At 51.6% G+C, this 25,334-nt stretch carries 28 protein-coding genes and 1 tRNA gene; 18 read left to right on the top strand and 11 right to left on the bottom strand.

The window, feature by feature from the left end:
* Positions 1-31 precede the first annotated feature (31 nt).
* Positions 32-154 (top strand): hypothetical protein, encoded by a 123-nt coding sequence (locus AAIG26_RS11610; RefSeq protein ID WP_343179850.1) that lies wholly within the window; start codon positions 32-34, stop codon positions 152-154.
* A 43-nt stretch (positions 155-197) separates the two neighbouring features.
* Here the strand turns inward: AAIG26_RS11610 and AAIG26_RS11605 are convergent, their stop codons facing one another.
* Positions 198-1,124, bottom strand: coding sequence for a hypothetical protein (locus AAIG26_RS11605; RefSeq protein ID WP_343179849.1), 927 nt, complete (start codon positions 1,122-1,124; stop codon positions 198-200).
* A 359-nt stretch (positions 1,125-1,483) separates the two neighbouring features.
* Here AAIG26_RS11605 and AAIG26_RS11600 point away from each other — a divergent pair, with 359 nt between their 5' ends.
* Together AAIG26_RS11600 and AAIG26_RS11595 are read left to right on the top strand one after the other, a co-directional pair.
* Entirely contained in the window at positions 1,484-3,382 is a 1,899-nt protein-coding gene (locus AAIG26_RS11600; RefSeq protein ID WP_020457388.1) for a methyl-accepting chemotaxis protein, read from the top strand.
* 275 nt (positions 3,383-3,657) lie between these two features.
* A complete protein-coding gene (locus AAIG26_RS11595; RefSeq protein WP_343179848.1) occupies positions 3,658-4,227 on the top strand; it encodes a hypothetical protein in 570 nt (189 codons plus the stop codon).
* 178 nt (positions 4,228-4,405) lie between these two features.
* Here the strand turns inward: AAIG26_RS11595 and AAIG26_RS11590 are convergent, their stop codons facing one another.
* Positions 4,406-5,389 carry an NAD-dependent epimerase/dehydratase family protein gene (locus AAIG26_RS11590; protein ID WP_343179847.1) on the bottom strand — a complete coding sequence of 328 codons (984 nt, stop codon included), beginning with the start codon at positions 5,387-5,389 and terminating at the stop codon, positions 4,406-4,408.
* A 93-nt stretch (positions 5,390-5,482) separates the two neighbouring features.
* On the opposite strand from AAIG26_RS11590, the gene AAIG26_RS11585 reads away from it, so the two are divergent.
* Positions 5,483-6,391, top strand: a complete 909-nt coding sequence (locus AAIG26_RS11585) for a LysR family transcriptional regulator (protein WP_343179846.1) — start codon at positions 5,483-5,485, stop codon at positions 6,389-6,391.
* A gap of 331 nt (positions 6,392-6,722) precedes the next feature.
* Here the strand turns inward: AAIG26_RS11585 and AAIG26_RS11580 are convergent, their stop codons facing one another.
* Positions 6,723-6,947, bottom strand: a complete 225-nt coding sequence (locus AAIG26_RS11580; protein ID WP_343179845.1) for a hypothetical protein — start codon at positions 6,945-6,947, stop codon at positions 6,723-6,725.
* A gap of 153 nt (positions 6,948-7,100) precedes the next feature.
* A complete protein-coding gene (locus AAIG26_RS11575) occupies positions 7,101-8,003 on the bottom strand; it encodes a LysR family transcriptional regulator (RefSeq protein WP_343180326.1) in 903 nt (300 codons plus the stop codon).
* Between the two features lie 91 nt (positions 8,004-8,094).
* Here AAIG26_RS11575 and AAIG26_RS11570 point away from each other — a divergent pair, with 91 nt between their 5' ends.
* Both AAIG26_RS11570 and AAIG26_RS11565 read left to right on the top strand, forming a co-directional pair.
* Complete coding sequence (locus AAIG26_RS11570) at positions 8,095-9,111, top strand: NADP-dependent oxidoreductase (RefSeq protein WP_343179844.1); 1,017 nt, start codon at positions 8,095-8,097, stop codon at positions 9,109-9,111.
* Positions 9,112-9,172: 61 nt separating this feature from the next.
* Positions 9,173-9,478 carry a putative quinol monooxygenase gene (locus AAIG26_RS11565; protein WP_045507023.1) on the top strand — a complete coding sequence of 102 codons (306 nt, stop codon included), beginning with the start codon at positions 9,173-9,175 and terminating at the stop codon, positions 9,476-9,478.
* Between the two features lie 748 nt (positions 9,479-10,226).
* On the opposite strand, the gene AAIG26_RS11560 is transcribed toward AAIG26_RS11565, so the two are convergent.
* Positions 10,227-10,314 (bottom strand) — tRNA-Ser (locus AAIG26_RS11560).
* A 263-nt stretch (positions 10,315-10,577) separates the two neighbouring features.
* Here AAIG26_RS11560 and ghrA point away from each other — a divergent pair.
* The 4 genes from ghrA (at position 10,578) to AAIG26_RS11540 (ending at position 13,498) form a co-directional block, all read left to right on the top strand.
* Positions 10,578-11,516, top strand: a complete 939-nt coding sequence (gene ghrA / locus AAIG26_RS11555) for a glyoxylate/hydroxypyruvate reductase GhrA (protein WP_343179842.1) — start codon at positions 10,578-10,580, stop codon at positions 11,514-11,516.
* Positions 11,517-11,601: 85 nt separating this feature from the next.
* Positions 11,602-12,339, top strand: coding sequence for a phosphatase (locus tag AAIG26_RS11550; protein ID WP_020457399.1), 738 nt, complete (start codon positions 11,602-11,604; stop codon positions 12,337-12,339).
* Between the two features lie 19 nt (positions 12,340-12,358).
* A complete protein-coding gene (locus AAIG26_RS11545; protein WP_020457400.1) occupies positions 12,359-12,913 on the top strand; it encodes a molecular chaperone in 555 nt (184 codons plus the stop codon).
* A 102-nt stretch (positions 12,914-13,015) separates the two neighbouring features.
* Positions 13,016-13,498, top strand: coding sequence for a DUF1097 domain-containing protein (locus AAIG26_RS11540; protein ID WP_202819292.1), 483 nt, complete (start codon positions 13,016-13,018; stop codon positions 13,496-13,498).
* A 22-nt stretch (positions 13,499-13,520) separates the two neighbouring features.
* Here AAIG26_RS11540 and csgG read toward each other — a convergent pair whose 3' ends face one another.
* From csgG to csgD, 4 genes are read right to left on the bottom strand one after another with little or no spacing between them, the layout of a single operon-like run.
* The gene (csgG, locus tag AAIG26_RS11535; protein WP_020457402.1) at positions 13,521-14,354 is read right to left on the bottom strand and encodes a curli production assembly/transport protein CsgG; all 834 of its coding nucleotides are present in this window, start codon (positions 14,352-14,354) and stop codon (positions 13,521-13,523) included.
* 25 nt (positions 14,355-14,379) lie between these two features.
* On the bottom strand, positions 14,380-14,793 hold the full coding sequence (csgF, locus tag AAIG26_RS11530) for a curli production assembly/transport protein CsgF (RefSeq protein WP_343179840.1): 414 nt from the start codon (positions 14,791-14,793) through the stop codon (positions 14,380-14,382).
* Between the two features lie 26 nt (positions 14,794-14,819).
* Positions 14,820-15,209 carry a curli production assembly/transport protein CsgE gene (csgE, locus tag AAIG26_RS11525; RefSeq protein ID WP_343179839.1) on the bottom strand — a complete coding sequence of 130 codons (390 nt, stop codon included), beginning with the start codon at positions 15,207-15,209 and terminating at the stop codon, positions 14,820-14,822.
* Between the two features lie 4 nt (positions 15,210-15,213).
* Complete coding sequence (gene csgD, locus AAIG26_RS11520; protein ID WP_020457405.1) at positions 15,214-15,864, bottom strand: biofilm master transcriptional regulator CsgD; 651 nt, start codon at positions 15,862-15,864, stop codon at positions 15,214-15,216.
* 591 nt (positions 15,865-16,455) lie between these two features.
* Between csgD and csgB the strand changes: the two genes are divergently transcribed.
* The 5 genes from csgB to ymdB all read left to right on the top strand — a co-directional run bounded on the left by csgB (position 16,456) and on the right by ymdB (position 18,836).
* Complete coding sequence (gene csgB, locus AAIG26_RS11515) at positions 16,456-16,911, top strand: curli minor subunit CsgB (RefSeq protein WP_174240605.1); 456 nt, start codon at positions 16,456-16,458, stop codon at positions 16,909-16,911.
* Between the two features lie 40 nt (positions 16,912-16,951).
* Positions 16,952-17,401, top strand: coding sequence for a curli major subunit CsgA (gene csgA / locus AAIG26_RS11510; RefSeq protein ID WP_343179838.1), 450 nt, complete (start codon positions 16,952-16,954; stop codon positions 17,399-17,401).
* 52 nt (positions 17,402-17,453) lie between these two features.
* Positions 17,454-17,774 (top strand): curli assembly chaperone CsgC, encoded by a 321-nt coding sequence (csgC, locus tag AAIG26_RS11505; RefSeq protein ID WP_020457407.1) that lies wholly within the window; start codon positions 17,454-17,456, stop codon positions 17,772-17,774.
* Positions 17,775-17,916: 142 nt separating this feature from the next.
* Positions 17,917-18,225, top strand: coding sequence for a hypothetical protein (locus AAIG26_RS11500; RefSeq protein WP_343179836.1), 309 nt, complete (start codon positions 17,917-17,919; stop codon positions 18,223-18,225).
* An 80-nt stretch (positions 18,226-18,305) separates the two neighbouring features.
* Positions 18,306-18,836 (top strand): O-acetyl-ADP-ribose deacetylase, encoded by a 531-nt coding sequence (gene ymdB, locus AAIG26_RS11495; RefSeq protein ID WP_044489619.1) that lies wholly within the window; start codon positions 18,306-18,308, stop codon positions 18,834-18,836.
* Positions 18,837-18,872: 36 nt separating this feature from the next.
* On the opposite strand, the gene mdoC is transcribed toward ymdB, so the two are convergent.
* On the bottom strand, positions 18,873-20,021 hold the full coding sequence (gene mdoC, locus AAIG26_RS11490) for a glucans biosynthesis protein MdoC (protein ID WP_020457410.1): 1,149 nt from the start codon (positions 20,019-20,021) through the stop codon (positions 18,873-18,875).
* 273 nt (positions 20,022-20,294) lie between these two features.
* Between mdoC and mdoG the strand changes: the two genes are divergently transcribed.
* The 3 genes from mdoG to AAIG26_RS11475 all read left to right on the top strand — a co-directional run bounded on the left by mdoG (position 20,295) and on the right by AAIG26_RS11475 (position 24,651).
* Positions 20,295-21,830, top strand: coding sequence for a glucans biosynthesis protein MdoG (mdoG, locus tag AAIG26_RS11485; RefSeq protein ID WP_343180325.1), 1,536 nt, complete (start codon positions 20,295-20,297; stop codon positions 21,828-21,830).
* Entirely contained in the window at positions 21,823-24,351 is a 2,529-nt protein-coding gene (mdoH, locus tag AAIG26_RS11480) for a glucans biosynthesis glucosyltransferase MdoH (protein ID WP_045507036.1), read from the top strand. The genes mdoG and mdoH overlap by 8 nt, the downstream gene beginning before the upstream one ends.
* 72 nt (positions 24,352-24,423) lie before the next feature.
* Positions 24,424-24,651 carry a YceK/YidQ family lipoprotein gene (locus AAIG26_RS11475; RefSeq protein ID WP_160270752.1) on the top strand — a complete coding sequence of 76 codons (228 nt, stop codon included), beginning with the start codon at positions 24,424-24,426 and terminating at the stop codon, positions 24,649-24,651.
* Here the strand turns inward: AAIG26_RS11475 and AAIG26_RS11470 are convergent, their stop codons facing one another.
* Positions 24,652-25,041 carry a MysB family protein gene (locus AAIG26_RS11470; protein ID WP_020457413.1) on the bottom strand — a complete coding sequence of 130 codons (390 nt, stop codon included), beginning with the start codon at positions 25,039-25,041 and terminating at the stop codon, positions 24,652-24,654.
* Positions 25,042-25,334: the final 293 nt, after the last annotated feature.

Below are 25,334 nucleotides of genomic sequence, written 5' to 3'. Positions count from 1 at the left end.
GTTTTGTTTCTGATGATAATGAAGATGGGGTATGGCAATTTCATACATCAATCGGCCGCTTACTGAAGCAGCTGCCGTTCTGATGAGCCTGCAAAATATCGTTATTCTGGATCGCCATGTCATCGTTTTAGCTGCTCTTTCGTTAGAAAGCTGACTGCTTCACTCTGCCTGGGGGGGAATAACGTCGTGATAAATCTCTACGTTTCTATCCGCCGTTGCGCGAGTGCATGTTTTGCCGCGTTTGATGCCCATTCATCGGATTGGTCCTGATGTTCAATCTCTGCTTCGGTTATCGGCGTTACACGGATCAGCGGAACTGAACCGAAGGGCAGCCCCTCAATCCGACGACCATCACGGCTGAGAACGATACGGGTCATTGGCTGATAATCGTCCGTAAGAGAGCAGAACAGAATGGCTTCATATTTTTCAACATCGGCGGCAATCGCATAGCCATTGGCAACGAGATCTCCCAGGTTCATTAACAGATGCGCCCAGTCATCCCTCTGATGGCCGGTAATATCTGAAACATCCAGCTCCATGAAGAGTTCGCATTCTACGCCGTTTTCTGCGGCTGCAACGCCAGCCCATGGCGTCGAGAGGCCATCGGTAGCCAGCGTTAATTTGCTGCTGCTCTTAATGCTGAGCACCCGGCGATGGGGCCCGAACCATTTCGTCTGGTTGTGAATGTTTGCATCCCCGCGTTCAGCAATAAAACCATCCGACACCTCGCCATACTTCTTCCAGAATGCTCGCCTTGCGACAGCGGCAGCCTCATACACCGGACTCTGAGGGCCTCGCGGCACAATGGCCTCATCGAAAATTATGTCAACCGTAACGCGACCCCGCATTAACGGTATTTTAGATTTACTCCAGCGAACAATAACCTTATTAAAGGGCTGTATCCGTGATGCTTCGAGTTTCTCGACAACCTTCTGAACCTTCTGAAAGGCGTGGTCACCAGCAGTAATGTGACTTCCGTCGGCATACCTGTAGCCTCCGGTTTGCGAGGCGACTCCAGCCTGCTCCGTGATAAAGACCCATTCACCGTTAACAGCGCCAGCAGGTGCCTTGTCTAAGGCCGGGCGTAAGTCCTTTGCCGCATCAGAGTTTGAATATGCCGTCATGTCTGTCCTTCAGTTTCATGCCTTATGTATCTTGCCACCGTGCCTGATAAAAAAGTACGAATGAACATGTTGCTGTCCGTACCGTTCAGTTTCATCAGAAAGTACGCATCTTGATGAAAATAATATAGATATCATCAAAATAAATCCCTCTACGGGAAATAACGCATGACGTTGATATTACCTTTTATAGAAACAAGTGGGGAACATTAAAAAATGTGAACGACAGAACGTTTTTTTCTAAAACCTCATTTTGACCAATGAAATGCGCGTTTATATGAAACCATGGCACGATTTAAATTAAAGAATTTCAAATAAATGTCGTTATTACACCTAATTCAACCAGAACGGGTGCTGCTATTATGACATGGAAAAATACTCAGGGCCGAATAGGCCTGTTACTTATAAGCTTTTTCGTTATCTTATTGATAGTTACCTATATTGTTATCAAACAATTCGTTTCCCCGCAGATTATTGAAACCGAGACCAAAAATATTCAGGCGACGGTTGAATTACAAAGTAACGCGATTAAAGAGCAGATGAACCGTGTTAAGGCTCAGCAACGCTCCATCACTGAACTGGTTGTCGGTCTGCAAAGTGAGCAAATCGACGCATTATTACCGCGTCTGGTTAACCAATATGGCGATTTAAACGTATTCGGCGGCGGGATTTGGCCGCTTCCCGGCCAGCGAGATCCGGCTCGGGACAAATTCAGTACCTTCTATGCCCGCGACGCAAGCGGCAACCTGCAGGTCAACACCGTATGGAACCAGCCGGAGTCGGCAAAATACTGGGAACAACCCTGGTATAAAGACGGCATGAATGCGCCGAAAGGCGAGTGTGCGTGGGCGAAAGCTTATCAGGATGCGGCCAGCCCGCAGCCCCGAACGAACTGTGCTATGGCGATCTGGAAAGACGGTAAAGCCTGGGGCGTGGCGACCATCGACGTGACGCTGGGCTTCTTTAACCAGCTGGCTGTTGAGATGGGCAAAGCGGTAAACGGCAGCGTACTGATTGTTGAAGCGGACGGCAAAATCGTCGGGAACGGCTCTTCCGTACAGGATAAACCCGCGCTGTCAAACGTTCGCGATCTCGGTATTCCGGCGGCGGCACCGTTAGTTAGCCTGTTGGGCCAGGGTAAAACAACGGAAGTGCGCGGGAGCTATGACGGTGAAGATGGCGCGCATTCCCTGTTCGTTCTGCCCATCAGCGGCAGTCCATGGTTCATGGCGGTTGATATTCCGAGCAGCCACCTGGTGAGTATGTCTGACGCCATCATGACCAAGCTCACCATCGTACAGGCGATTATCGGCATCCTTATCGTCTTTATCATGATGATTATTGTGCGCAATATTTTCCATAATGTGACGTTGCTCAATCGTAATATTGAAGCGTTATCCAGCGGCGGCGCGGATTTAACGCAGCGTCTTGCGCAAAGTAAGAGCCCGGAATTCAACGCCATTATCAACAACTTCAATAAGTTTATTTCGTTCCTTAATGAGCTGATGCAGCAGGTAGGGAATAGCTCGATGGCGATCTCATCGGCTTCGCGCCAGATTGCCAGCGGTAACCTGAACCTCTCTTCGCGCACCGAAGATCAATCGGCCTCGATCGTGGAAACGGCAGCGTCCATGGAAGAACTGACCAGCACCGTGCGCCTTAACGCAGAGAACGCGTTGCAGGCGAACAAGCTGGCGGAAGAGGCTTCGGCGGTGGCGAAACAAGGAGCCAGTGTGGTTAACAACGTTGTCTCCACAATGAATAGCATCAATGAGTCCTCCTCTAAAGTGGTGGAAATCATCAGTGTGATTGACGGCATCGCCTTCCAGACCAATATTCTCGCGCTTAACGCAGCAGTGGAGGCGGCAAGGGCGGGCGAGCACGGACGCGGGTTCGCTGTGGTGGCCGGTGAAGTTCGTTCGCTGGCGCAGCGCAGTGCCCGCTCCGCTCAGGAGATCAAAAAACTGATTGAAGAGTCGGTGAGCAGCATTGAGCAGGGCAGCGGGCTGGTTCGTCAGGCGGGTACCACGATGGACGGCCTGATGGAGAAAGTCGAAAGCGTGGGCGTGCTGATCTCAGAAATCAGCTCTTCCAGCGATGAACAAAGTCGCGGGATTGCGCAGATCAACATCGCCATCAACCAGCTCGATAGCGCAACGCAGCAGAATGCGGCGCTGGTGGAAGAGGTGGCGGCGGCCGCGCAGTCCATGGAAGAACAAACCGTCCAACTCGAAAACGTGGTTGGCAGCTTCAAGCTCTGACATCCAAAATAGCCGACTCGGCAGAGTCGGCTTTCTTATCTTTTGTGCCTGTCACTTAGCCTTTCCGCCAGGGTCCGCTTCGCATTTCCCTCTGAATCGCCACAGATTCAGTAGCCATATTTCAGTTGTGCAGGTAATGACCAACGGCAGCGCTGTGCCAGCAGCGGAAGTTTAACATTCAAGTAGAAACAGGAGACATATTAAAATTAATAAGTTAAAATAGCCTTAAGTAGCAAGGCTAGGTTTTACCTTTTGACACCTACAAAAATATAATAATGAATAAAACTTATTACTTTGAAAATAAATATAGGAAATGGTCCATTATAGCCATGATGTGCATCATTATGGGTGGATGGTTCTGGTATATGTTGTGGGCATCAAGCATCTCCAATAATACGATTTTACAAAAGTCGGTGCCTGAATGGATAACATATATTTCTTTTGGCGCATTGATTGGAAGTTTTTCTCTTATACGCGCTTTCTATCTTCGCACTTTTAACAAAACATTAAAGTATCTTTGTAATGCATTCTTTGGCGGTTTTTGCCTAGGGTTTGTATTGAGCTTAAACTGTTACGATGTCTATGTTTATCTCTTCCCAGACAAAATCATTAGCTATGAATCTGAATATGAGGTTGTCTTCCCAGGGCCATCGAGAGGTAAGTATGGGCATTGTGAAGCAGGTATCTGGTTAAAAGATTTGAACACCACCAGATGGATACAGCTTTGTACAAACAAAGAATTTCTGCGCAACCACCGTAAGCAAGGAATGACAGGTGTATGGGTAACAGCTCGTGTAAATAAAATAGGAACTTACATCGTGAAATACGAATTTATTTATATATAATTGAATCAACCTGAAGCTATTACAATCGATTTGACCTGCTCCCGGTTGATTATCAGATGCCAATGTTAGTCTTGGTTCCCGGTTTTTATGACAATCGCGAGCTTCCGCTCCTCGCTCGTCGCAGATATGGCTATGCCATGGTTTGCCGCTTCGTGCCAGAAACGATACTTAGATCCGCTCACGAATGCGTGAACAATGTGTGATTAACGCAGCCCTGGCCGATTAAAGTGGTACGCACAGCCTCAATAAGCGGGGTATGAGGTTCGTGGCCTAAGAAAGCGGTCAGTTTTGCATTGTCCATCTGTATTGCCTGTTCCCATAAATAGCGCATCTCCAGCATTTCATACAGTGTGGTGTTGAACGGTGCCATCGCCGTGATGAGCCACCAGGGAAATGATTTTACCTTTGCGTTAACACCCGCAAGCTGTGCGACACGCTGTATGGCTCCGGTCATCGCCGTACCATCGGCGTCCCAGTGTCCCCGCATATGAAAGCAGGCAAAAGGGTCGAGTTGATCCCGACGTGCCAACAGCGCAGCCAGAGTGTCGGCGACATCCGGCAAGTAGGCCCACTGATGGCCTGTCCCGGCTTTGCCAGGGTTTTTAATTATCCGCGGGAGGTGCCCCGGTTTGATCAATCCCTGCGAAAACCAGTTGTTGCCTGCGTCAGGGCCAAAGAAGTCACCGGCCCGCAGAATCAGCACCTTTCCGCCACGCTGCGCGTAAGCGAACAAAGCCTTCTCCATTTGCACCCGTATTGCCCCTTTTCTGGTGACAGGATTTTGGGGAGAGTCTTCGCGCAGAAGTGGAAAGGCGTCCGGGCCGTAGTTATAAACGGTGCCCGGGAGAACGATTAATGCACCATTTCGCTCTGCGGCATTGATTGTGTTCTGTAGCATGGGCAAAACCAGTTGTTCCCAGTTTCGATAACCTGGTGGATTAACAGCATGAACAATCACATCACACTCTGACGCGGCACTCGCAACCTGCTCAGCATTCAGCGCATCACCCTTTATCCACGTCATACTCTCGTGATCTTCATTCTGCGGGGCATTGCGGCGCAACGCATGAACGTCCCATTTTTCGCGGATGAGTTTACGGGCGATTTCACCACCGATTCCGCCTGTTGCGCCCAGTATGAGTACCTTGTTATTGCTGTTCATTGTCTTACCTCTTCCGGATATCTGTTGACATCGTAGTGCCTGTGCAAGCTAAATGTAATTGCATGGCATCAGATAGCAGGTATGCATTTTTGTATGAACATAAATATTCCATGGGAATGGTATCGAACCTTCCTGGCAGTGATGAAAGAAGGTTCCCTGTCGGGAGCGGCACGCATGCTTTCCATCACCCAGCCCACAGCGGGGCGTCACGTAGCGGCACTGGAATCCGCCCTTGGTCTGGTTTTGTTTACACGTTCTCAGACTGGCCTGCAGGCCACGGATGCGGCGGTAGCGATTCTGGGACATGCGCAAGCGATGGAAAACACAGCCAGTATGATTGAGCGTTCGGCTGCCAGCTTCAGTGCCCACTCCGCCGGGTTACATGGCGTGGTTCGCGTATCTGCGAGCGAAATTATCGGCACCGAAGTGCTGCCCCCCCTGATTGCACAAATTAAAGAAGATTATCCTCAACTTACCATTGAACTGGTGTTGTCTAACCGAATACAGGATTTATTGAACCGGGAAGCGGATATTGCGGTACGCATGAGCACACCGGTGCAGGAACAACTGATTGCGCGTCGGTTGGGCTGTATTGAAATTGGTCTGTATGCCTCGCCGTCCTATCTGGCACGCCACGCCGCACCGGAAAGTATTGACGAGTTGTTCACCCATACGCTTGTGGGCTTTGATAAAACGACGCCCTTTATTTTACAGGCACTGAAACACTTTCCTCAGTTAAATCGTGAACGCTTTACCGTGCGCACTGACAGTGATGTCGCGCAACTGCACCTTATCCGCGCAGGCGCGGGCATAGGGATGTGTCAGGTTCAACTGGCCGGTTTCCCTGTTCCGTTAGAGAGGTTGATGCCTGATTTCTTTGCGTTTCATCTCGACACCTGGCTGGTGATGCATGAGGACTTGCGGCACAGTAAGGCCTGTAAAACGGTGTTCGATATTCTCGCAGCAGGCTTACAGGCTTATATCAACAACGTAGGGACATGAAGACGGCCACCTCAACGGCAGCAGGTGACGGAATATCTGGGCAGGTAGGCAGAAATCGCATGTAAATACCCGCGACCTCAATTTGTCAGAAATGTCATTACTGTGAACCTTTTCAGAAGGCAGAATGTCTGCTCCTCGCGCATTGCTGCCGTTCAGATGGATCTGATCGCTGACCAGATGGCTTACGAATGGGGATGCCGTTCACTGAACAATTCTGCAGGCGCTGAGACAGTGAGTTGGCGTTGAAGAGACTGGTGGTGAAGCGCGACGTTAAGGGCTGGTGAAAAAAAATGCCGCTGGCGCGGCGTTATAATCATTTCTGGTTGCGCAATCAGCTGGATCGTAAATTTTCGATTGCGCTGTCACTGAGCGTGAGCACCGATTTAACGCTGAGGCTTATTCTGTCAATAATGGCCTGCCGGGGGCCAAGCCGCCACGCTTCACTATCCATACCTGCTGAACGATGAAGCGGGGCACTCTCCTCGGTCATGATCCGGTGAAACTCTTTCCCGGTGCCGGGTTTGAGAGTGTATAGCAAAAATTCCACTGCTTTCATTTTCGATATCCTTTCTATTTTTTCTTCATTGCGAACTAGTGCGCTCTGGGGCCGTAAAACCAGACTGGCACGGATTTCATCCTGAGCATTTCCTGCGTGCCAACGTGGATACTGCGGTTCATGCCGCGTTGATTATCGCCGCTGGCAGCTAATTTAAAAATGTTTAAGCATATGATCCAGAAACGCACGTACCGCCGGATTGGAACGACGACTTTCGTGCCAGACAGCCGAAATATTACGCCGCGCTACCGTAAAATCTGCGAGTACGGGAACTAACTTTTTATCCCTGACCAGGGATGACACCATAAAATTCGACGCCATACCTATTCCGGCCCCGGCAGTCATTGCGGCTATGACGGCTTCGCTGGCATCAACAATCACCGTTGACGAAGGCACAATTTCAATCTCCCGCTCACCGACACGGAACGGCCAGCGAAAAAGTTGCCCTGTATTTTGGTAACGCAGATTAATCGTTTGGTGGCTGATTAAGTCATCAGGATGTTGCGGTGGAGCGCAACCGGCTAAATATTCAGGCGAGGCATAGCACCCTATCTGATACGGCGGGAGGCGACGCGCCAGCAGGTTTGAATCCGCGAGATCGCCAATCCGAATGGCAATATCAATATTCTCATCAACGATGTTTACCACCTGGTCGCTTAACCGTAAATCAATCGTCACTTTTGGGTGAAGCGCGCAAAATTGCGCAAGCACGGGGGCGATCATGTGGATACCCACCGGTAACGATGCCGCAATCCGCAATGTACCTGCCGGTTCCGCGCGCGCGCGTTTTGCCACCTGTTCGATCTCCTCGGCATCCCGTAGCAATCGCAGCGCACGTTCATGCAGCTCGCGGCCTTCGGCCGTTAACACGAGCGAGCGTGTCGTTCGGGTGAATAACGTGACGCCGAGATGCTTCTCCAGCCGTTGAATACTTTTGCTGATGGCGGAAGGTGAAACGGAGAGCGCACGGGCAGCGGCACTGTAACTGCCCAGAGCGCCGGCACGAGCGAATGCGATGAGACCCGTGAGTCTTTCAAAACCTATTTGTTCCTTCATGGCACAATTAAAGCGAAATACAGCCACATTATCAATCGTGAATATTAGCCGTATGCTCTGTCACCTGAGTGTTTTTTAGCGTGAGACGGTAATGACTGAGATGATGAAAGCTGTACAGCTACATGCGTTTGGTGGGCCAGATAACCTGCGTTATGAAGACGTTCCCCGGCCCCGGGTGGGAAACGACGAGGTTCTGGTTCATGTGCAAGCGGCCAGCCTTAACCCGCCAGACTGGTATCTGCGTGACGGGTATCGGGCACTTCCGCGTGAATGGTGGCCCGAACCCACTTTCCCGCTTATTTTGGGAACGGACATCGCAGGTGTTGTCGCGGCGGTCGGTAAATATGTTACCGGGTTCAGCATCGGGGATGAGGTCTATTCGATGGTGCGTTTTCCTGAAAAGGTGATGGAGGGCAGTGGCGCTTACGCAGAATATGTCAGTGTTCCTTCGTCGGAACTGGCGCTGAAACCGCAGGGAATTGGGCATGTTCAGGCTGCCGGTGCCCCGATGTCACTGCTCACGGCCTGGCAGTTTCTTATCGAAACCGGGCATGACGCGCCGAATCCTTTCCAGTCTTTTCCACATAAAGCCGTTCCATTAAAAGGGCGAACCGTGTTGGTCAATGGTGCCGGCGGCGGCGTGGGACACCTTGCTGTTCAGCTTGCCCGCTGGAAAGGTGCGCAGGTCATCGCCGTGGCTTCCTCCCACAATGAAGCGCTTTTACGCGAGCTGGGGGCAGACGAGTTTATCGACTACACCAAAACCGCAGCCGAGAACGCAGTAAAAAATGTTGATCTCGTTTTTGATGCGGTAGGTGGCGCAACTATGGCGCGCTTTCTGCGCTGTATCAGACCTGGCGGCGCACTCTTTCTGGTTAATCCTTTGGGCTTTTCCGCACATCATGAAGCCGCGCAAAAAGCGGTGACGGTGTCATCCACGCAAGTGCGCTCCAGCGGTGCGCAATTAGCGCAAGCAGGCCGTCTTCTGGAAGAAGGTGTGGTTCGGGTGGTGATTGATAGCACCTATCCGCTCGCAATGGCATCTGCTGCCCACCAGCGCGCAGCAATGGGAAGGATTCAGGGCAAAATTGTGCTGACAAACTTTTGATAATCACGATCCCCGATCGGCCAGCCATGGCGATCGGGAATAGCAGATAAAAGGCGACGATATGCTCATCATTTGTGGCTATGTGAAGATCAACCCCTCTGATTTATCGCTTTTTATGGCCGATATGAAAGTGCTTGCTCAAACCGTGCGAAAACGTGCAGGAAACCTCTCGTATGACGTGGCCGTAGAGGATCACCTGGCGGGAAACGTGCTCATATTGGAACGCTGGAAAGATCAGGATGCGCTGACCGCGCATCTGGCCGCTCCCCACACCCGGGCATTTATCACCCGGTGGCAGCAACGAATGACCGCCGAAATCCTGAAATATGATGCGCTTAACGAAAGAGGGCTACTGGATAGGGAATGACAATGTAGGGGCGAGGATATTTGACGAGCGGTTGTTCCAAAACGTTGCCGTTTTTTTGTGCGGGCAGGTTTATCGCAGGCTCGTCATCTGTCCAGCTGGCTGCGCCAGTTGTCGACCCCCTGGTCGGGGCTTCTCATCCCCCTGGTGGAGTGCGACAGGCGAAAAAAAAGCCCGCATTTGCATGCGAGCTCTTCTTTGAATGATGGCGGTGAGGGGGGGATTGATTCGCTGCGCTCACCCTGCGGGCAGCCCATTCACGGCGTTCATGGTCTGTCCAGCTGGCTGCGCCAGTTGTCGACCCCCGGTCGGGGCTTCTCATCCCCCTTGGGGGAGTGCGATATGAGAAAAAAAAGTCCGCATTTGCCTGCGAGCTCTTCTTTGAATGATGGCGGTGAGGGGGGGATTGATTCGCTGCGCTCACCCTGCGGGCAGCCCATTCACTGCGTTCATGGTCTGTCCAACTGGCTGCGCCAGTTGTCGACCCCCGGTCGGGGCTTCTCATCCCTCCTGGGGAGTGCGATATGCGAAAAAAAAGCCCGCATTTGCCTGCGAGCTCTTCTTTGAATGATGGCGGTGAGGGGGATTGATTCGCTGCGCTCACCCTACGGGCAGCCCATTCACGGCGTTCATGGTCTGTCCAACTGGCTGCGCCAGTTGTCGACCCCGGTCGGGGCTTCTCATCCCCCCTAGTGGAGTGCGACAGGCGAAAAAAAAGCCCGCATTTGCCTGCGAGCTCTTCTTTGAATGATGGCGGTGAGGGGGGGATTCGAACCCCCGATACGTTGCCGTATACACACTTTCCAGGCGTGCTCCTTCAGCCACTCGGACACCTCACCACATTGTCTTCCCGGTGTTACCGGGACGGGCGCTAATGTAGGGAAAACCCGGAACGCCGTCAATCCTCTTTTTCAATAAATTAGCGCGTTTAGACAAACTTCAAACAACCTGCTTCTTAAACGTTCTGAAATCGCTTTTTTTCTCGGCACGGCACTTTATCCGCGTGGTATGAGAGAAATTTGTTATGCTGAGCGGCCTTCGCGAAAAAGCATAATTGTTCCGGAAAATAACCGGATACATCACATCAGGTTCTGGAGTTGATATGGAAATTATCTTTTATCACCCCTCATTCAATAACAATGACTGGATCCACGCATTGCGGCAGGCGCTGCCACAGGCAAATATCCGTGCGTGGACGCCGGACGATAATGCCCATGCCGATTATGCGCTGGTCTGGCATCCACCGGTTGCGATGCTCAAAGGCCGACAATTAAAAGGCGTGTTTGCACTGGGGGCGGGAGTTGACTCGATTCTTAGCCAGTTGCAGGCTCATCCTGAGATGCTTCCCGAGTCTATTCCGCTGTTTCGCCTGGAGGATACCGGCATGGGGCTGCAAATGCAGGAGTATGCCGTGAGCCAGGTGCTGCACTGGTTCAGGCGCTTTGATGATTACCAGGCGCTAAAACTGCAGGCGAAATGGCAACCGCTGGATGAATACGAACGTGAAGACTTCACCATTGGCATCCTCGGCGCGGGTGTGCTCGGCACGAAAGTAGCCGAAAGTCTGCTTCAGTGGGGGTTCCCGCTGCGTAGCTGGAGTCGCAGCCGTAAAAACATGCCCGGCGTGACCAGCTTTGCGGGTGGCGAGGAGTTGCCCGACTTTCTTCATGGCACACGAGTGTTGATCAATCTGCTGCCGAATACCCCAGAAACGGCTGGCATTATTAACTCTGCGTTGCTCAATCAGCTGGCTGACAACAGCTATGTGATAAATCTTGCGCGCGGTGTGCATGTTGTCGAGCGTGATTTGCTTGCTGCTCTGGAGAGCGGCAAGCTGAAAGGCGCCATGCTTGATGTTTTTAGCCAGGAGCCACTCCCATCTGATAATCCGTTGTGGGCGCATCCACGTGTGGCGATGACGCCGCATATGGCGGCGACGACACGCCGCAGTGAAGCCGTGGCTTTTATTGCGCAGGCTATTCAGGCTATTGAGCGGGGCGAAGCGGTGAGCGGGCAGGTAGACAGAGCTCGTGGTTATTGACAGACGCCCGGCATCGCCGGGTTTTGTCATTAAACTCGCGAACGATAACTGCTATCCTTTGCAGAAATAACTACAGGAGTGAGTCATGTATCCCGTTGACCTGCATATGCATACCGTCGCCAGCACCCACGCTTACAGTACGCTTCACGATTATATTGCCGAGGCAAAACGCAAAGGGATTAAGCTCTTTGCCATTACCGACCACGGGCCGGATATGGCGGATGCGCCGCACTACTGGCACTTTGTGAATATGCGCATCTGGCCACGGCTGGTCGATGGCGTGGGTATTTTGCGCGGTATCGAAGCCAATATTAAAAACACCGAGGGTGAAATCGACTGCACCGGACCGATGTTGACGTCGCTGGATCTGATCATTGCAGGTTTCCATGAGCCGGTGTTTCCGCCGCAGGATAAAGCCACCCATACTCAGGCCATGATTGCGACTATCGCCAGCGGCAATGTCCATATTATTAGCCATCCCGGTAACCCGAAATTTGACATTGATATTCCGGCCGTTGCCGCTGCCGCCGCGAAATATGGCGTTGCGCTTGAAATTAACAATTCATCGTTTGTCCATTCGCGCAAAGGCAGCGAGGCGAATTGCCGCGCCGTGGCTGCCGCCGTGCGTGATGCCGGCGGCTGGGTGGCGCTGGGATCGGATTCTCACACCGCGTTTACGCTGGGCGATTTCAGTGAGTGCCGTAAGGTGCTGGATGACGTCGGTTTCCCGGAAGATCGTATTTTGAATGTCTCGCCGCGTCGTCTGCTGGATTTCCTCGAATCCCGCGGCATGGCGCCAATTCCCGAATTTGCAGAACTTTAATACTGACTGGAACAACTGAATGAACGAATTTTCAATTCTCTGCCGTGTACTGGGCTCGCTGTTTTACCGCCAGCCGCAAGATCCTCTGCTGGTACCGCTCTATACCATGATCCGGGAGGGGAAACTGGCGGAAAGCTGGCCGCTGGAGCAGGATGAGCTGCTTGAACGGTTGCAGAAAAACTGCGATGCGCAGGCATTGGCGGCCGATTACAACGCGCTGTTTGTCGGGGAAGAGTGCCGCGTCTCGCCTTATCGCAGTGCCTGGGTGGAAGGTGCTACGGAAGCGGAAGTGCGTTCATTTTTGTCCAGCCGCGGCATGCCGTTAACCGATGCGCCAGCCGATCACATCGGCACGTTGCTGCTGGCGGCATCATGGCTGGAAGATCAGGCCGCAGAAGACGAAAGCGAAGCGCAGGAGACCTTATTCGCCGATTATATCCTGCCCTGGTGCGGCACCTTCTTTGGCAAAGTTGAAGCCCATGCGACAACGCCGTTCTGGCGCACCATGGCGCCACTGACACGCGATGCAATTGCCGCGATGTGGGATGAGTTGCAGGAAGAGTCAGAAGATTAATTGTGATTTTAATCACAATTAAAATGCAACTGAGATAGTTGGTTTTCAAATAGTGTGCGTATTGTCGCATATCCGGGGCGTGCATCTGCTATGATGCGCGCCATGAACATTCTCCTTTCTATCGCAATTACGACAGGCATTCTCTCCGGCATCTGGGGCTGGGTGGCTGTCGCTTTCGGTTTATTAAGCTGGGCCGGTTTTCTCGGCTGCACCGCCTATTTCGCGTGTCCGCAGGGCGGTGTGAAAGGGCTGCTTATTTCCGCCTGTACGGTGATGAGTGGCGTGGCCTGGGCGCAGGTCATGATTCATGGCGCAGCCCTGGCTCCGCATCTGGAGATCGTCGGCTATCTGATGACCGGTGTGGTGGCGTTTTTGATGTGTCTGCAGGCCCGGAACGTGCTGCTCTCTTTTGTACCGGGGACATTCATTGGTGCCTGCGCGACGTTTGCCGGGCAGGGCGACTGGCGTCTGGTTATCCCGTCGCTGGCGGTGGGGTTAGTGTTTGGCTATGCCATGAAAAACAGCGGGCTGTGGCTGGCTTCCCGCCGCGCGCAGCCGCTGCTCAAAGAGCAAGAAAAGGCGTGACCGCAAGTCACGTCTTTCTTTTTCAGGACTCCGGCGGCACCGCCATTTCGCGGTATTTAGCCAGCACAGGATTATGGCGATCGGCGCCTTGTTGCAAATCCCACAGTCCCCGATCAATCCCGTCATTGATCAGCAAAATCACCCCCGTTTCAATCGCTGACATCAGGCAGAGCATGACCGGTTCGTTGGCGGTATAGCCAACTTCTCCTTCCAGCAACCGCTGGTAGTCGATAAAGCGAAATACCCCAGCCTGTACTTCATAGGAGAGGATGGTTTTGCTGGTGTTGACCGACGAGAGAATTTCCCCGGTCGTGACATTAATCACCCGCAAATTCACCGCAATTTGATCCAACTGATATTGTGTGTCTCCGCCGATGCCGAAATAACGCGCACCAATGCCGCCGGATTTTACATTGCTCTCGTAGCCAATAATGGACCCTTCAATCATGATATTCGCGGCAGTCAGCGAGGGAAGAGGAACGCGATTGTTGATGGCAACAGTCCCGTTTTCTTGCGCGGCGCGAATGATTTTTCGTTCATTTAGCAGATTCTGCAAACCCTGGCGTTCCAGCGGGACAAACCAGCGCGAATCTTTCAGCGCCGTCACCAGCATTGCGGTCGCGCTTTGCGGGACGGCGGTAGAAAAGTTACTTGCCGGGTAGGGTTTAAATTGCCCGGTTTCATCCTGGATGTTATACACCGAGACGAAAATTTTCCCGCTTGGCATCGGCAGATGCGTCAGGTCCTGGTAACTTTGCGCCCGCGGCAACAGCGTCGGCTTAGCGGCTTGTTTTGGCGGCGCAGTGAGGCAACCGCTTAATAAACACACGGCGAATAAAATAAATAGACGCGACATAGTTGTTGTCCTGTTAGACAGTGGCTTAAAAGTCCGTTGAACCGCTTTGCAATCCCGACACCTGAATCGTAGATGTCTTGCCGGTTTTTCTGTCGGTGACGTTTAATTGCAGTTGTCCGTCTTTGTTGGAAATATCCACGATAAAATCGCTGGTCACCATTCGCCCGGGTTTACCGGTATTAATATTGGTAAGTAATCCGCCCAATATTTGTGATTGTATTGCCTGGGTGAAATTATCCAGCGCGGAAGTGGTTCCCACGCCGTAATCCTTATAGCTGGGATCGGTATAAGAATTTTGTGCCTGGGCGCTATTTAATAAAAATGCACCGTTATTAGGATTACCGCCGAAATTAGGATTACGAAACTGGAATGTCATGGTTCCCGCCCAGCATGCAGGCGCGATAAGCAACAGCGCAAGCAGGGTATATATGCTTCGCATAATAGCCTCCGGAGATTTAACGTGTTTTAGAATTCATCACTCGCCATATCGCCAACGCTCAGCAGCGCCTGGTTTATTTGCAGGTGATCGATCGCTTGCTGGGTTTGCGCCAACGCGATTTCAACATTTTTTTCAAAGTCGCGATGCGTCGGGAAAAGAAACGTCTGGTATACGACACTCTGATTGACGATTATCGTTATCCAGCTTCCCCAACGGGCGCTAGGTCGTTCATTGATAGTTAAATTCCCTTTCCAGTTACTTTCCCATTTATCACTAAATGCACGATAAAAATCGTGTCCGACAGACGATACAGTGTGATCGGCTAACAGCCCGGGAACTTCGACTTCAACAGCCGATACGTTTATGCAGGCGATCAGCAAAGTGGCAGTTGCCAGACGATACCCATAGCGTTTCATAGCACTAACGCCTGAGATTATCGTTAGCCCAGGAGACGGCTTGCGTGCGGTTTTTTACCGCTATCTTCCTGAAAAGATTATAAAGATGCGTTTTAACTGTGTTTTCACTAATGAACAGTGAACGGGCTATTTCAATATTTGATGCGCCGATACGCAGCTTATTAAGGATCTCTTTTTCCCGGTGGGTGAGCAGTGCAGACTCAGTGCTGTAGTAACGATAATTCCCGGCATGAGTGATGAGATAACTCGCCAGTTTTTGCGAGAAATAGCACTCACCACGTTGTACGCCTTGTAAGCCATCGACCAGCTGACTTCTGTCCTCGGAAATGTAAAAGACGCCCGTAATATTCGGCCAGTTTTCTACATCCTGGAATGGGTAATCAAGAGGGGTATTCATCAGCAATAGCTTAATATCACCATTTCGTTGTGACAGGATATTCTGCCATTGCTGAATCAGTTTTTTATCCGCATCCATCATGTCGAATAAGACGATGCTCAATGCGGGAATATCATCGAGAGGCCGTTGAATATTATGGAGCTTTCCGGGCAAAGAGAGCGCAAATTTTAAATGCTGGAGAAGCGCCGTTGCCTGTAATGAAGGTTTGGTTATTAATAATAAGACTGAAATAGCTGAACTATGGACTTCACTAAACATGATGAAACCCCGCGTATTTGTTTTTTGTTCATCAACTTCAACACCCCGGTTATTCACCGGGGAAACCAGATGTACTGTCGGATGCGCTATGCTGTGTTCAGGAATAAGTGATCAGCCCGTGCAAGGGAGAAATAATACAAAGTAATGAGTGCTGCGAATTCAATCTAACGCTTGCAAACCTTAAAGCAAGTGTGAATCATGTAACAGAATGTAAAATTAAATATTGAAATGTTATTTTGATGTTCAGGAAAGCAGATATGCAAAGGCAAAAGCAGGGCGGGTTACAAAAGAATATTATGCGATATTTTATATTAAGAACAATGACCTGACTTTTGTTGGCTTCAGGTTCGCCTTATTTTCACGTTTTGCTCTGGCCACGTATCCTGGGCATTGACGCTTATAATGCCGGGGTAATTATTTAAGAAAAATCATCTGATGCTATCTCTGCTGCAAACGGGGAATAATTATACTTCATGCTTTAGAATGACAAGGCTAATGAAAATCCAACTTGCTGGTGAGATATTTTCTTTTTATCCACGGCATACTCAGTTTTGCAACCAGGTATTAACAAATAAGTTTGGTGGTGACAGCATGAAGAACAAAATAGCCTTTATGATGTTAACCCTGCTGGGAATTCCGTGCCTTGTAACAGCAGCCGGATATGACCTGGCAAACCCGGAATATAATCTGGCGATTAATGAGTTAAGCCAGGCGCCTTATAATCAATCAGCCAATATTGATCAACATGGTGCGAGTAATAATGCGCATATTGATCAACGAGGTTCGAAATTATTAGGTGTTATTTCGCAAAATGGCGGGAACAATTCAGCGCAAATTAATCAGTCCGGAAGTTATAACCTTGCTTATATCGATCAGGCCGGGAGTGCCAACGATGCGAGTATTACGCAGGGGGCTTATGGTAATAGCGCGGTTATTATTCAGAAAGGCTCGGGCAACCGGGCAAATATCACGCAGTACGGTACGCAAAAAACGGCAGTAGTGGTGCAACGACAGTCGCAAATGGCTATTCGCGTTATTCAACGTTGAAAGTCTTGCGGCTTTAATCTCAATCCAACGGGGGTTTACCATGAAACTTTTCCAAGTGGCAGCATTCGCAGCGATCGTTGTTTCAGCAGGCGCATTTGCAGGTAGTGTCCCGCAGTATGGCAATGGCGGCGGTCATGGCGGTGGCAGCAATGGTCCAAATTCTGAACTGAGCATTTATCAATATGGCAGCGCCAACGCCGCCCTTGCTCTGCAAAGCGATGCACGTGAATCTGACCTGACTATCCATCAGTATGGTTCCGCCAACGCCGCCGATGTGGGCCAGGGTTCAGATGCCAGCTCTATCGATCTGGTCCAGAACGGGGCGCAAAACAATGCCACTATCGATCAGTGGAATGGCCGCAACTCTGATATTTTTGTGAGCCAGTATGGTGTGGGTAACGGCGCGCTGGTTAACCAGACTGCATCGGGCTCGAGTGTCACTGTTCAGCAAACCGGTTACGGTAACCACGCTACCGCGAATCAGTACTGATCCCCCGGGCAGGAATAAACAGGGCTGCGGCCCTGTTTTTTTTGGAGGCGCTATGCATACCTTATTATTGCTGGCGGCATTATCCAGCCAGATCACGTTCAATACCACCCGCGAGGGCGACAATTACACCATTACTCCGCTGGTGCAGGTTACGCAGGATTGTGTTTGCCAGGTGCAGATTATTACCGAGCGCGAAGGTGCTGCGGGGGTGAGCCAAAGCCGGCAACGAAACACAATGACTCTCCCGGCGAATCAAACAACCGCAATTTCGCGCATTCATTTGAATATTTCCGCGCACGATAACGTCAAAATTCTCGTCACGGTATCTGATGGTCAGTCGCTCCATCTCTCCCGGCAGTGGCCCGCCGAATAATAATTTACTTAATCCAGGATACGGCGAACATATTCCTCATCTGAATGCTAATTTTAATTAAGGAACGCGCTAACGGTGCCGATATTTAACTTACCAATAGCCGAAGCTCAACCGCCAGGGATGAGTGATTTACGAGGTGTTTATGCGTCTGTTTCAAGCGTTCGTGTTCCCTGTTGCCTGCTTTTTTATGATGTCATCCGCCTATGCCGGAACCCAGCAGGCAGGAGGGGCGATCCATTTTCGTGGTGCCATCGTTGAAGGCGGCTGCGAAACTCGCACTCAGAACCAAAATCTGCAGCTTTCGTGTTTGCAAAACAATAAAATGCAGACCCGGCAAATCCATGTCAACGAGGCAACCGGGCAATCACTCTCTTCGCAGGTTGCGCAAGTCCAGATGCGCTATCTCGATGCGCAGCAATCCCGCGCCGAGGTTACCATCACCTATAACTGATGATTTTGAATATGTTGCCCTTGCTATTTCCGGATACACTTAACGGTGTTAACGGGTTACTGGCCGGATAGGGGGCAAAAATGCAACCACGTATGCAGGTGCTTCAGGGGGATATCACCACGCTTGAAGTGGATGTGATTGTGAATGCAGCAAACTCATCATTGCTTGGCGGCGGCGGTGTGGATGGCGCGATTCATCGTGCCGCCGGGCCTGCTTTGCTCGATGCGTGCCGGCAGGTACGTCAGCAGCAGGGCGAGTGTCCGCCAGGCCATGCGGTGATCACGGCGGCAGGAAATTTAAAGGCGAAAGCGGTGATCCATACCGTTGGGCCGGTCTGGCGTGGCGGAGAAGAGAATGAAGCGCGCTTACTGGAGGATGCATACCGCAATAGCCTTCAACTGGCGGAAGCCAATAGTTACACGAGCATTGCTTTTCCCGCTATCAGTACCGGCGTGTATGGTTACCCAAAAGCCGCGGCGGCCGAAATCGCCGTTAATACCGTCGCTGCGCACCTTATACGCCGGCCTCAACTCCAGCAGGTGATCTTTGTTTGTTTCGATGACGAAATGACGCAGCTTTACCAGCGCTTACTGACTCAGCACATCCAATAAGGTGCGGCTGCTCTGCGGGCAGGGCAGCCGGAAACCTTATCTGGCGTGAGCATGACGCTTCGCGTCGTTTTGCTGCGGCTTGCCGGAAAAAAGGAAGCGTAGCAGCGGAATGCGCAGATGGATTTCATACAGCAGCACCGCAATGCCAATGACGAAGACCAGTCCGGCAAGAAAACCAAGGAGATTGGACTGGATATGCGGTGTGATCCACGCGCCAAATAGCAACGTCAGCGGATGGTGTACCAGATAGATAAACAGGGATGCGTTCACGAAATAACTCACACGCGCTGACTGGAAGTTCAGCAATTTATGGCCCAATGAAAAGACGACATTGACCATCCACAGCCCCAGCAGCATGGTGATAACCGCCTCGGTTTCGTACATCCAGCCATCACCACTGCCATAGCGCTGGTTAAGCAAATAAGCACCAAAGGCCAGCGCTGAGCCGAGCATGCACCATGGCGAAGGCGTGGTGAAAAGTGATTTCAGGCGCGAGTTAATGAATGCCAGTGCACCAAGAATGAAGAACGGAATGTAGAATAACGTCTGCATGACCGCAAAATTAAACAGCGCGTCACGTAATATATCCGGATAGATCATCAACACAATTCGACGCAACGCAGCCCATGCGATACCTAACAGCAGGAACCAAAGCGACAGTTTCGCCAGCGAAATATTACCAGCCAGCCGGTTAGCGCTATTTTTTAGTTTTTTAAACAGCACCATGCTGATCGTTGTTAATACCACAAGGACTAATAAAAACCATAAATGGGAGATGAGTTCCCATGACAGCGTGTTGAATTTGTCATAAGTCGATAGGGTGTGCCATTCGGCTGTTTTATCTTTCACATATTGCAACATAATAAATTGCGGCAGCGTCAGCAGCGGGATCGCGGTGAGCATTGGAATGCCGACGCGCTCAACGCGCAGCTTCCACCAGCGCTTAAGCGGATAGCGCAAATACAACATGTATGAAAAATAACCGGAAATGACAAAAAACACCTGCATACGGAACGCATGTATGGCGTCATTGAACAGCGTTAGCCACCATGAAGGGTAGGCGCTGTTCACGTGCCACATATGGCTGGAGTAGATCAGCGAAATATGAAACGGGATCCCAAGCAGCATCAACCACGCGCGTATGGAATCAAGGAAATATTCTCGTTGTGCGGGGGTTTTGGTCATATCACTCCGTACATTCTCAGACTTTTCGTCTTATCCATAAGACAAATAATGATTACATTCGCAACCAACCCTACACTATGACCGATAACCTGTCTCCAGGATAAGCCTGCAAAACGATAAAGGGTTAGTTTCATTTGCTTATTCAATGAGCCTGCATGGAGAACAATGCGGGGATTCAGTTGTCGGATAGCCTGAGTTTCCATTAAAATGGATCGGATCGATTTAAGCACACAAAGGGGGAAGTGCTTAGTTATTATGAAACCTAAATTACGAATGATGAAAATGCGTTGGGTAGGTGCTGCTGTTCTGTTGTCACTTTATACGTCATCAGGCTGGGCCTTTTCTATTGATGATGTCGCAAAACAGGCACAATCACTGGCCGGTAAAGGCTACGAAGCACCCAAGACCAATTTGCCCTCTGTGTTCCGTGAGATGAAATACGCGGACTATCAGCAGATCCAGTTTAACCATGAAAAAGCCTACTGGAACGCGATCAACACCCCATTTAAGCTTGAGTTTTATCACCAGGGTATGTACTTCGACACGCCAGTGACCATCAACGAAGTGACTACCACTGCCGTACGTAAAATCAAATACAGCCCGGATTACTTCAATTTCGGCAACGTCCAGCACGATAAAGACACGGTCAAAGACCTCGGTTTCGCCGGTTTCAAAGTTCTGTACCCCATCAATAATAAAGATAAAAACGATGAAATCGTCAGCATGCTGGGCGCAAGCTACTTCCGCGTGATTGGTGCGGGGCAGGTGTATGGCCTTTCCGCTCGCGGTCTCGCCATTGACACCGCACTGCCATCTGGCGAAGAGTTCCCGCGTTTTCGTGAGTTCTGGATTGAGCGTCCAAAACCAACTGACAAACGCCTGACCATTTACGCGCTGCTGGACTCACCGCGTGCAACCGGCGCATACCGTTTTGTGATTATTCCAGGCCGCGACACCGTGGTGGATGTGCAGTCCAAAGTTTACCTGCGCGACAAAGTGGGCAAACTCGGTGTTGCGCCGCTGACCAGTATGTTCCTGTTTGGGCCGACGCAACCCTCTCCTGCGACCAACTATCGCCCGGAATTGCATGATTCTAACGGGTTATCGATGCTGGCAGGCAACGGCGAGTGGATTTGGCGTCCACTGAATAACCCGAAACATCTTGCTGTGAGCAGCTATGCGATGGAAAACCCGCAGGGCTTTGGTCTGCTGCAGCGTGGTCGTCAGTTCTCCCGTTTTGAAGATATCGATGACCGCTACGATCTGCGCCCGAGCGCGTGGGTAACGCCGAAAGGCGAGTGGGGCAAAGGCAAAGTCGAACTGGTTGAAATCCCGACCAACGATGAAACTAACGATAACATCGTCGCTTACTGGACCCCGGATCAACTGCCGGATCCGGGTAAAGAGATGAACTTCAAATACACCATCACCTTTAGCCGTGACGAAGACAAGCTGCATGCGCCAGACAATGCGTGGGTATTGCAGACGCGTCGCTCCACAGGGGATGTGAAACAGTCAAATCTTATCCGTCAACCTGACGGGACTATCGCGTTTGTGGTGGATTTCACCGGCCAGGATATGAAAAAACTGCCGAAGGATACCCCAGTAACCGCGCAAGCCAGCATTGGCGATAACGGTGAGATTGTGGAAAACACCGTTCGCTATAATCCGGTTACGCAAGGTTGGCGTTTGATGTTGCGCGTGAAAGTCAAAGATCCGAAGAAAACCACGGATATGCGCGCGGCGCTGGTCAACGCCGACCAGAACCTGAGTGAAACCTGGAGCTATCAGCTACCTGCCAATGAATAAGACAACTGAGTATATCGACATGCTGCCGCTTTCCGCATCGGAAAAAGCGGCGCTGCCGACAGAGAGCATTCGCAGCGTGCATGAGGCGCTGGATAAAGAGCATACGAGCTGGACGCGTGAAGATGATACGCCGCTGGGTTCTGTGAAAGCACGTCTGGAACATAGCTGGCCGGATTCGCTCGCTGAAGGGCAATTGATCAAAGACGATGAAGGGCGTGCACAGCTTCAGGCGATGCCGAAAGCCAAACGCTCTTCGATGTTCCCCGATCCGTGGCGCACGAACCCGATTGGCCGTTTTTGGGATCGTCTGCGCGGGCGCGAAGTTGCGCCCCGTTACCTTGCGCGTTTGACCAAAGAGGAGCAAGCACACGAGCAGAAATGGCGTACCGTTGGTTCTATCCGCCGCTACATCCTGCTGGTGCTGACGCTGGCGCAAACCGTCGTCGCCACCTGGTATATGAAAACCATTCTGCCTTATCAGGGCTGGGCGCTTATCAACCCAACGGATATGGCGGGCCAGGATCTGTGGGTTTCCTTTATGCAGCTCCTGCCGTATGTGCTGCAAACCGGTATCTTGATCCTGTTCGCGGTGCTGTTCTGCTGGGTTTCCGCCGGGTTCTGGACTGCGTTGATGGGCTTCCTGCAACTGTTGATTGGCCGCGATAAATACAGCATTTCGGCCTCGACGGTGGGCGATGAACCGCTAAACCCGGAACATCGCACGGCGCTGATTATGCCTATCTGTAACGAAGACGTGGATCGCGTGTTCGCGGGCTTGCGCGCAACCTGGGAATCTGTGAAAGCCACTGGCAACGCGGCGCACTTCGACGTCTATATTCTGAGCGACAGCTACAACCCGGATATCTGCGTAGCCGAGCAGAAAGCCTGGATGGAATTGATTGCGGAAGTGCAGGGCGAAGGGCAGATTTTCTACCGTCGCCGCCGCCGTCGCGTAAAACGCAAAAGCGGTAATATCGATGACTTCTGCCGCCGCTGGGGCAGCCAGTACAGCTACATGGTGGTGCTGGATGCGGACTCCGTGATGAGCGGCGAGTGTCTGACCGGGCTGGTACGCCTGATGGAAGCGAATCCGAACGCCGGGATCATCCAGTCGTCACCGAAAGCGTCCGGGATGGATACGCTCTATGCGCGTTGTCAGCAGTTTGCGACCCGCGTTTACGGTCCGTTGTTCACTGCGGGCTTGCACTTCTGGCAGTTGGGTGAATCCCACTACTGGGGGCATAACGCGATTATCCGCGTGAAACCGTTTATTGAGCACTGCGCGCTGGCGCCGCTCCCGGGTGAAGGTTCGTTTGCCGGTTCGATTCTGTCCCACGACTTTGTCGAAGCCGCGCTGATGCGCCGTGCCGGTTGGGGGGTGTGGATTGCTTACGATCTGCCTGGCTCATATGAAGAGCTGCCGCCGAACCTGCTAGATGAGCTGAAGCGCGACCGCCGCTGGTGTCACGGCAACCTGATGAACTTCCGCCTGTTCCTGGTAAAAGGTATGCACCCGGTTCACCGCGCAGTGTTCCTCACCGGTGTGATGTCCTATCTCTCCGCGCCGCTGTGGTTTATGTTCCTTGCGCTTTCCACGGCCTTGCAGGTGGTGCATGCGCTGACGGAGCCGCAATACTTCCTGCAGCCGCGCCAGTTGTTCCCGGTGTGGCCGCAGTGGCGTCCGGAGCTGGCTATTGCGCTTTTCGCTTCGACAATGGTCCTGCTGTTCCTGCCGAAGCTACTGAGTATCATCCTGGTGTGGTGCAAGGGGCCGAAAGAGTACGGTGGTTTCATTCGCGTAACGATTTCCCTGCTGCTGGAAGTGCTGTTCTCGGTGCTGCTTGCGCCGGTGCGTATGCTGTTCCACACCGTGTTTGTGGTCAGCGCGTTCCTTGGCTGGGAAGTGGTATGGAACTCGCCGCAGCGTGACGATGACTCCACGCCGTGGGGTGAAGCCTTTATGCGCCACGGTTCTCAGCTGCTGCTGGGGCTGGTATGGGCAGTAGGGATGGCATGGCTTGATCTCCGCTTCCTGTTCTGGCTGGCACCGATTGTCTTCTCGCTGATCCTGTCGCCGTTCGTGTCGGTTATCTCCAGCCGGTCTACCGTCGGACTGCGTACCAAACGCTGGAAACTGTTCCTCATCCCGGAAGAGTATTCTCCGCCGCAGGTGCTGGTGAACACGGATAAATATCTGGAGCTGAACCGCTCGCGCAGCCTGGATGATGGCTTTATGCATGCGGTGTTTAACCCGTCATTCAACGCGCTGGCAACGGCGATGGCAACGGCTCGCCACCGCGCAAGCCACGTGCTGGAAATTGCCCGCGATCGCCATGTTGAGCAGGCGCTGAATGAAACACCAGAGAAGCTGAACCGCGACCGTCGCCTGGTGCTGCTGAGCGACCCGGTCACACTAGCGCGTATGCACTATCGCTTGTGGGCGGCGCCCGAGAAATATCTGTCATGGGCGAGCTACTATGAAACGCTGAAGCTTAACCCGCTGGCGTTGAAGGCAAAGTAAGCCGACATTAAGGAAAATACCGGCCTGAGAGCCGGTATTTTTTTATCTGTATCAGATAAGAAGAGGTTGTCTGTGAGAGTAATTTTGGTAGTCGTCATGGCGTATCTGCTAAGCGGTTGCGGCAGCATCGTCAGCCGGACAATTCCTGGCCAGGGACACGGTAATCAGTATTACCCCGGCGTTAAGTGGGATGTCCGCGACTCCGCGTGGCGCTACATTACCGTACTTGATTTACCTTTCTCACTGGTGTTTGACACACTTTTGTTACCGCTGGATGCTCATCACGGCCCTTACGAGTAATCAGCGCTCGTCCCACTCGTCAGCGGCTGTCTGTCCCTCTTCGGTATCCAGCGGCGGTTCCAGCTGGAATTCACCCTCGTCCCATTCATGCAGCGTATTCTCTTCCTGCCACTCCTGGCTTATCTCGATCTCATCGAAATCGCCGTCAAAGACACTTTGTGCGGCTTCACCGCTGAAAAGAGGCAAGCATTCGCCAGGCTCTTCTTCATCCGCAAAAAACTCAGCACGCCACGCGATATCGCCATCCTGAAGAACATACTTTTGCACATTGAATTGCTGCACGCTGATTTCTTCTTCATCAAGATCCGGGTTGTCGGCAATAAATAATTCCCGCGCGGCATCAATTGCTTCCGACAGTGTTGAGTAATACTCCAGTTCAGTTTCGGCCATATCATCGCTCCTGAGATAACAGTAAAAAAGGTATGCACAAACCTATAGACGCTGGCTTTGCGAGCGTCAAATTTGTCATAAATAAATCAGCGATTTCATGGCATAACGAGAAAGGTGTCGCGCTGAATAACAGTACATCTGCGGGAGCCGTGACGAATGTTTGTGACTGCGTTTTATGTTTAACGTGTTGCAAAATAAAGATGGTCAGTCATGCCAGTTATCCCGCTTTTCAGCTTTAATTAATTCGGGAAATAAGCACGAAACAGCGTCGCTTTTTATGTGCGAGTCAGCAT

The sequence above is a fragment of the Kosakonia sp. PSU_27 genome, assembly GCF_039409795.1.
Classification (GTDB): domain Bacteria; phylum Pseudomonadota; class Gammaproteobacteria; order Enterobacterales; family Enterobacteriaceae; genus Kosakonia.
The sequence above is the reverse complement of the archived record's forward strand: the minus strand, read 5'-3'. Positions and strand labels throughout refer to the sequence as shown.

Bases quoted from the DNA above. Each gene is read 5' to 3' on its own strand.
- AAIG26_RS11610 (WP_343179850.1), top strand. From the start codon at position 32: ATGGCAATTTCATACATCAATCGGCCGCTTACTGAAGCAGCTGCCGTT.
- AAIG26_RS11605 (WP_343179849.1), bottom strand. From the start codon at position 1,124: ATGACGGCATATTCAAACTCTGATGCGGCAAAGGACTTACGCCCGGCC.
- AAIG26_RS11600 (WP_020457388.1), top strand. From the start codon at position 1,484: ATGACATGGAAAAATACTCAGGGCCGAATAGGCCTGTTACTTATAAGC.
- AAIG26_RS11595 (WP_343179848.1), top strand. From the start codon at position 3,658: ATGAATAAAACTTATTACTTTGAAAATAAATATAGGAAATGGTCCATT.
- AAIG26_RS11590 (WP_343179847.1), bottom strand. From the start codon at position 5,389: ATGAACAGCAATAACAAGGTACTCATACTGGGCGCAACAGGCGGAATC.
- AAIG26_RS11585 (WP_343179846.1), top strand. From the start codon at position 5,483: ATGAACATAAATATTCCATGGGAATGGTATCGAACCTTCCTGGCAGTG.
- AAIG26_RS11580 (WP_343179845.1), bottom strand. From the start codon at position 6,947: ATGAAAGCAGTGGAATTTTTGCTATACACTCTCAAACCCGGCACCGGG.
- AAIG26_RS11575 (WP_343180326.1), bottom strand. From the start codon at position 8,003: ATGAAGGAACAAATAGGTTTTGAAAGACTCACGGGTCTCATCGCATTC.
- AAIG26_RS11570 (WP_343179844.1), top strand. From the start codon at position 8,095: ATGACTGAGATGATGAAAGCTGTACAGCTACATGCGTTTGGTGGGCCA.
- AAIG26_RS11565 (WP_045507023.1), top strand. From the start codon at position 9,173: ATGCTCATCATTTGTGGCTATGTGAAGATCAACCCCTCTGATTTATCG.
- ghrA (WP_343179842.1), top strand. From the start codon at position 10,578: ATGGAAATTATCTTTTATCACCCCTCATTCAATAACAATGACTGGATC.
- AAIG26_RS11550 (WP_020457399.1), top strand. From the start codon at position 11,602: ATGTATCCCGTTGACCTGCATATGCATACCGTCGCCAGCACCCACGCT.
- AAIG26_RS11545 (WP_020457400.1), top strand. From the start codon at position 12,359: ATGAACGAATTTTCAATTCTCTGCCGTGTACTGGGCTCGCTGTTTTAC.
- AAIG26_RS11540 (WP_202819292.1), top strand. From the start codon at position 13,016: ATGAACATTCTCCTTTCTATCGCAATTACGACAGGCATTCTCTCCGGC.
- csgG (WP_020457402.1), bottom strand. From the start codon at position 14,354: ATGTCGCGTCTATTTATTTTATTCGCCGTGTGTTTATTAAGCGGTTGC.
- csgF (WP_343179840.1), bottom strand. From the start codon at position 14,793: ATGCGAAGCATATATACCCTGCTTGCGCTGTTGCTTATCGCGCCTGCA.
- csgE (WP_343179839.1), bottom strand. From the start codon at position 15,209: ATGAAACGCTATGGGTATCGTCTGGCAACTGCCACTTTGCTGATCGCC.
- csgD (WP_020457405.1), bottom strand. From the start codon at position 15,864: ATGTTTAGTGAAGTCCATAGTTCAGCTATTTCAGTCTTATTATTAATA.
- csgB (WP_174240605.1), top strand. From the start codon at position 16,456: ATGAAGAACAAAATAGCCTTTATGATGTTAACCCTGCTGGGAATTCCG.
- csgA (WP_343179838.1), top strand. From the start codon at position 16,952: ATGAAACTTTTCCAAGTGGCAGCATTCGCAGCGATCGTTGTTTCAGCA.
- csgC (WP_020457407.1), top strand. From the start codon at position 17,454: ATGCATACCTTATTATTGCTGGCGGCATTATCCAGCCAGATCACGTTC.
- AAIG26_RS11500 (WP_343179836.1), top strand. From the start codon at position 17,917: ATGCGTCTGTTTCAAGCGTTCGTGTTCCCTGTTGCCTGCTTTTTTATG.
- ymdB (WP_044489619.1), top strand. From the start codon at position 18,306: ATGCAACCACGTATGCAGGTGCTTCAGGGGGATATCACCACGCTTGAA.
- mdoC (WP_020457410.1), bottom strand. From the start codon at position 20,021: ATGACCAAAACCCCCGCACAACGAGAATATTTCCTTGATTCCATACGC.
- mdoG (WP_343180325.1), top strand. From the start codon at position 20,295: ATGATGAAAATGCGTTGGGTAGGTGCTGCTGTTCTGTTGTCACTTTAT.
- mdoH (WP_045507036.1), top strand. From the start codon at position 21,823: ATGAATAAGACAACTGAGTATATCGACATGCTGCCGCTTTCCGCATCG.
- AAIG26_RS11470 (WP_020457413.1), bottom strand. From the start codon at position 25,041: ATGGCCGAAACTGAACTGGAGTATTACTCAACACTGTCGGAAGCAATT.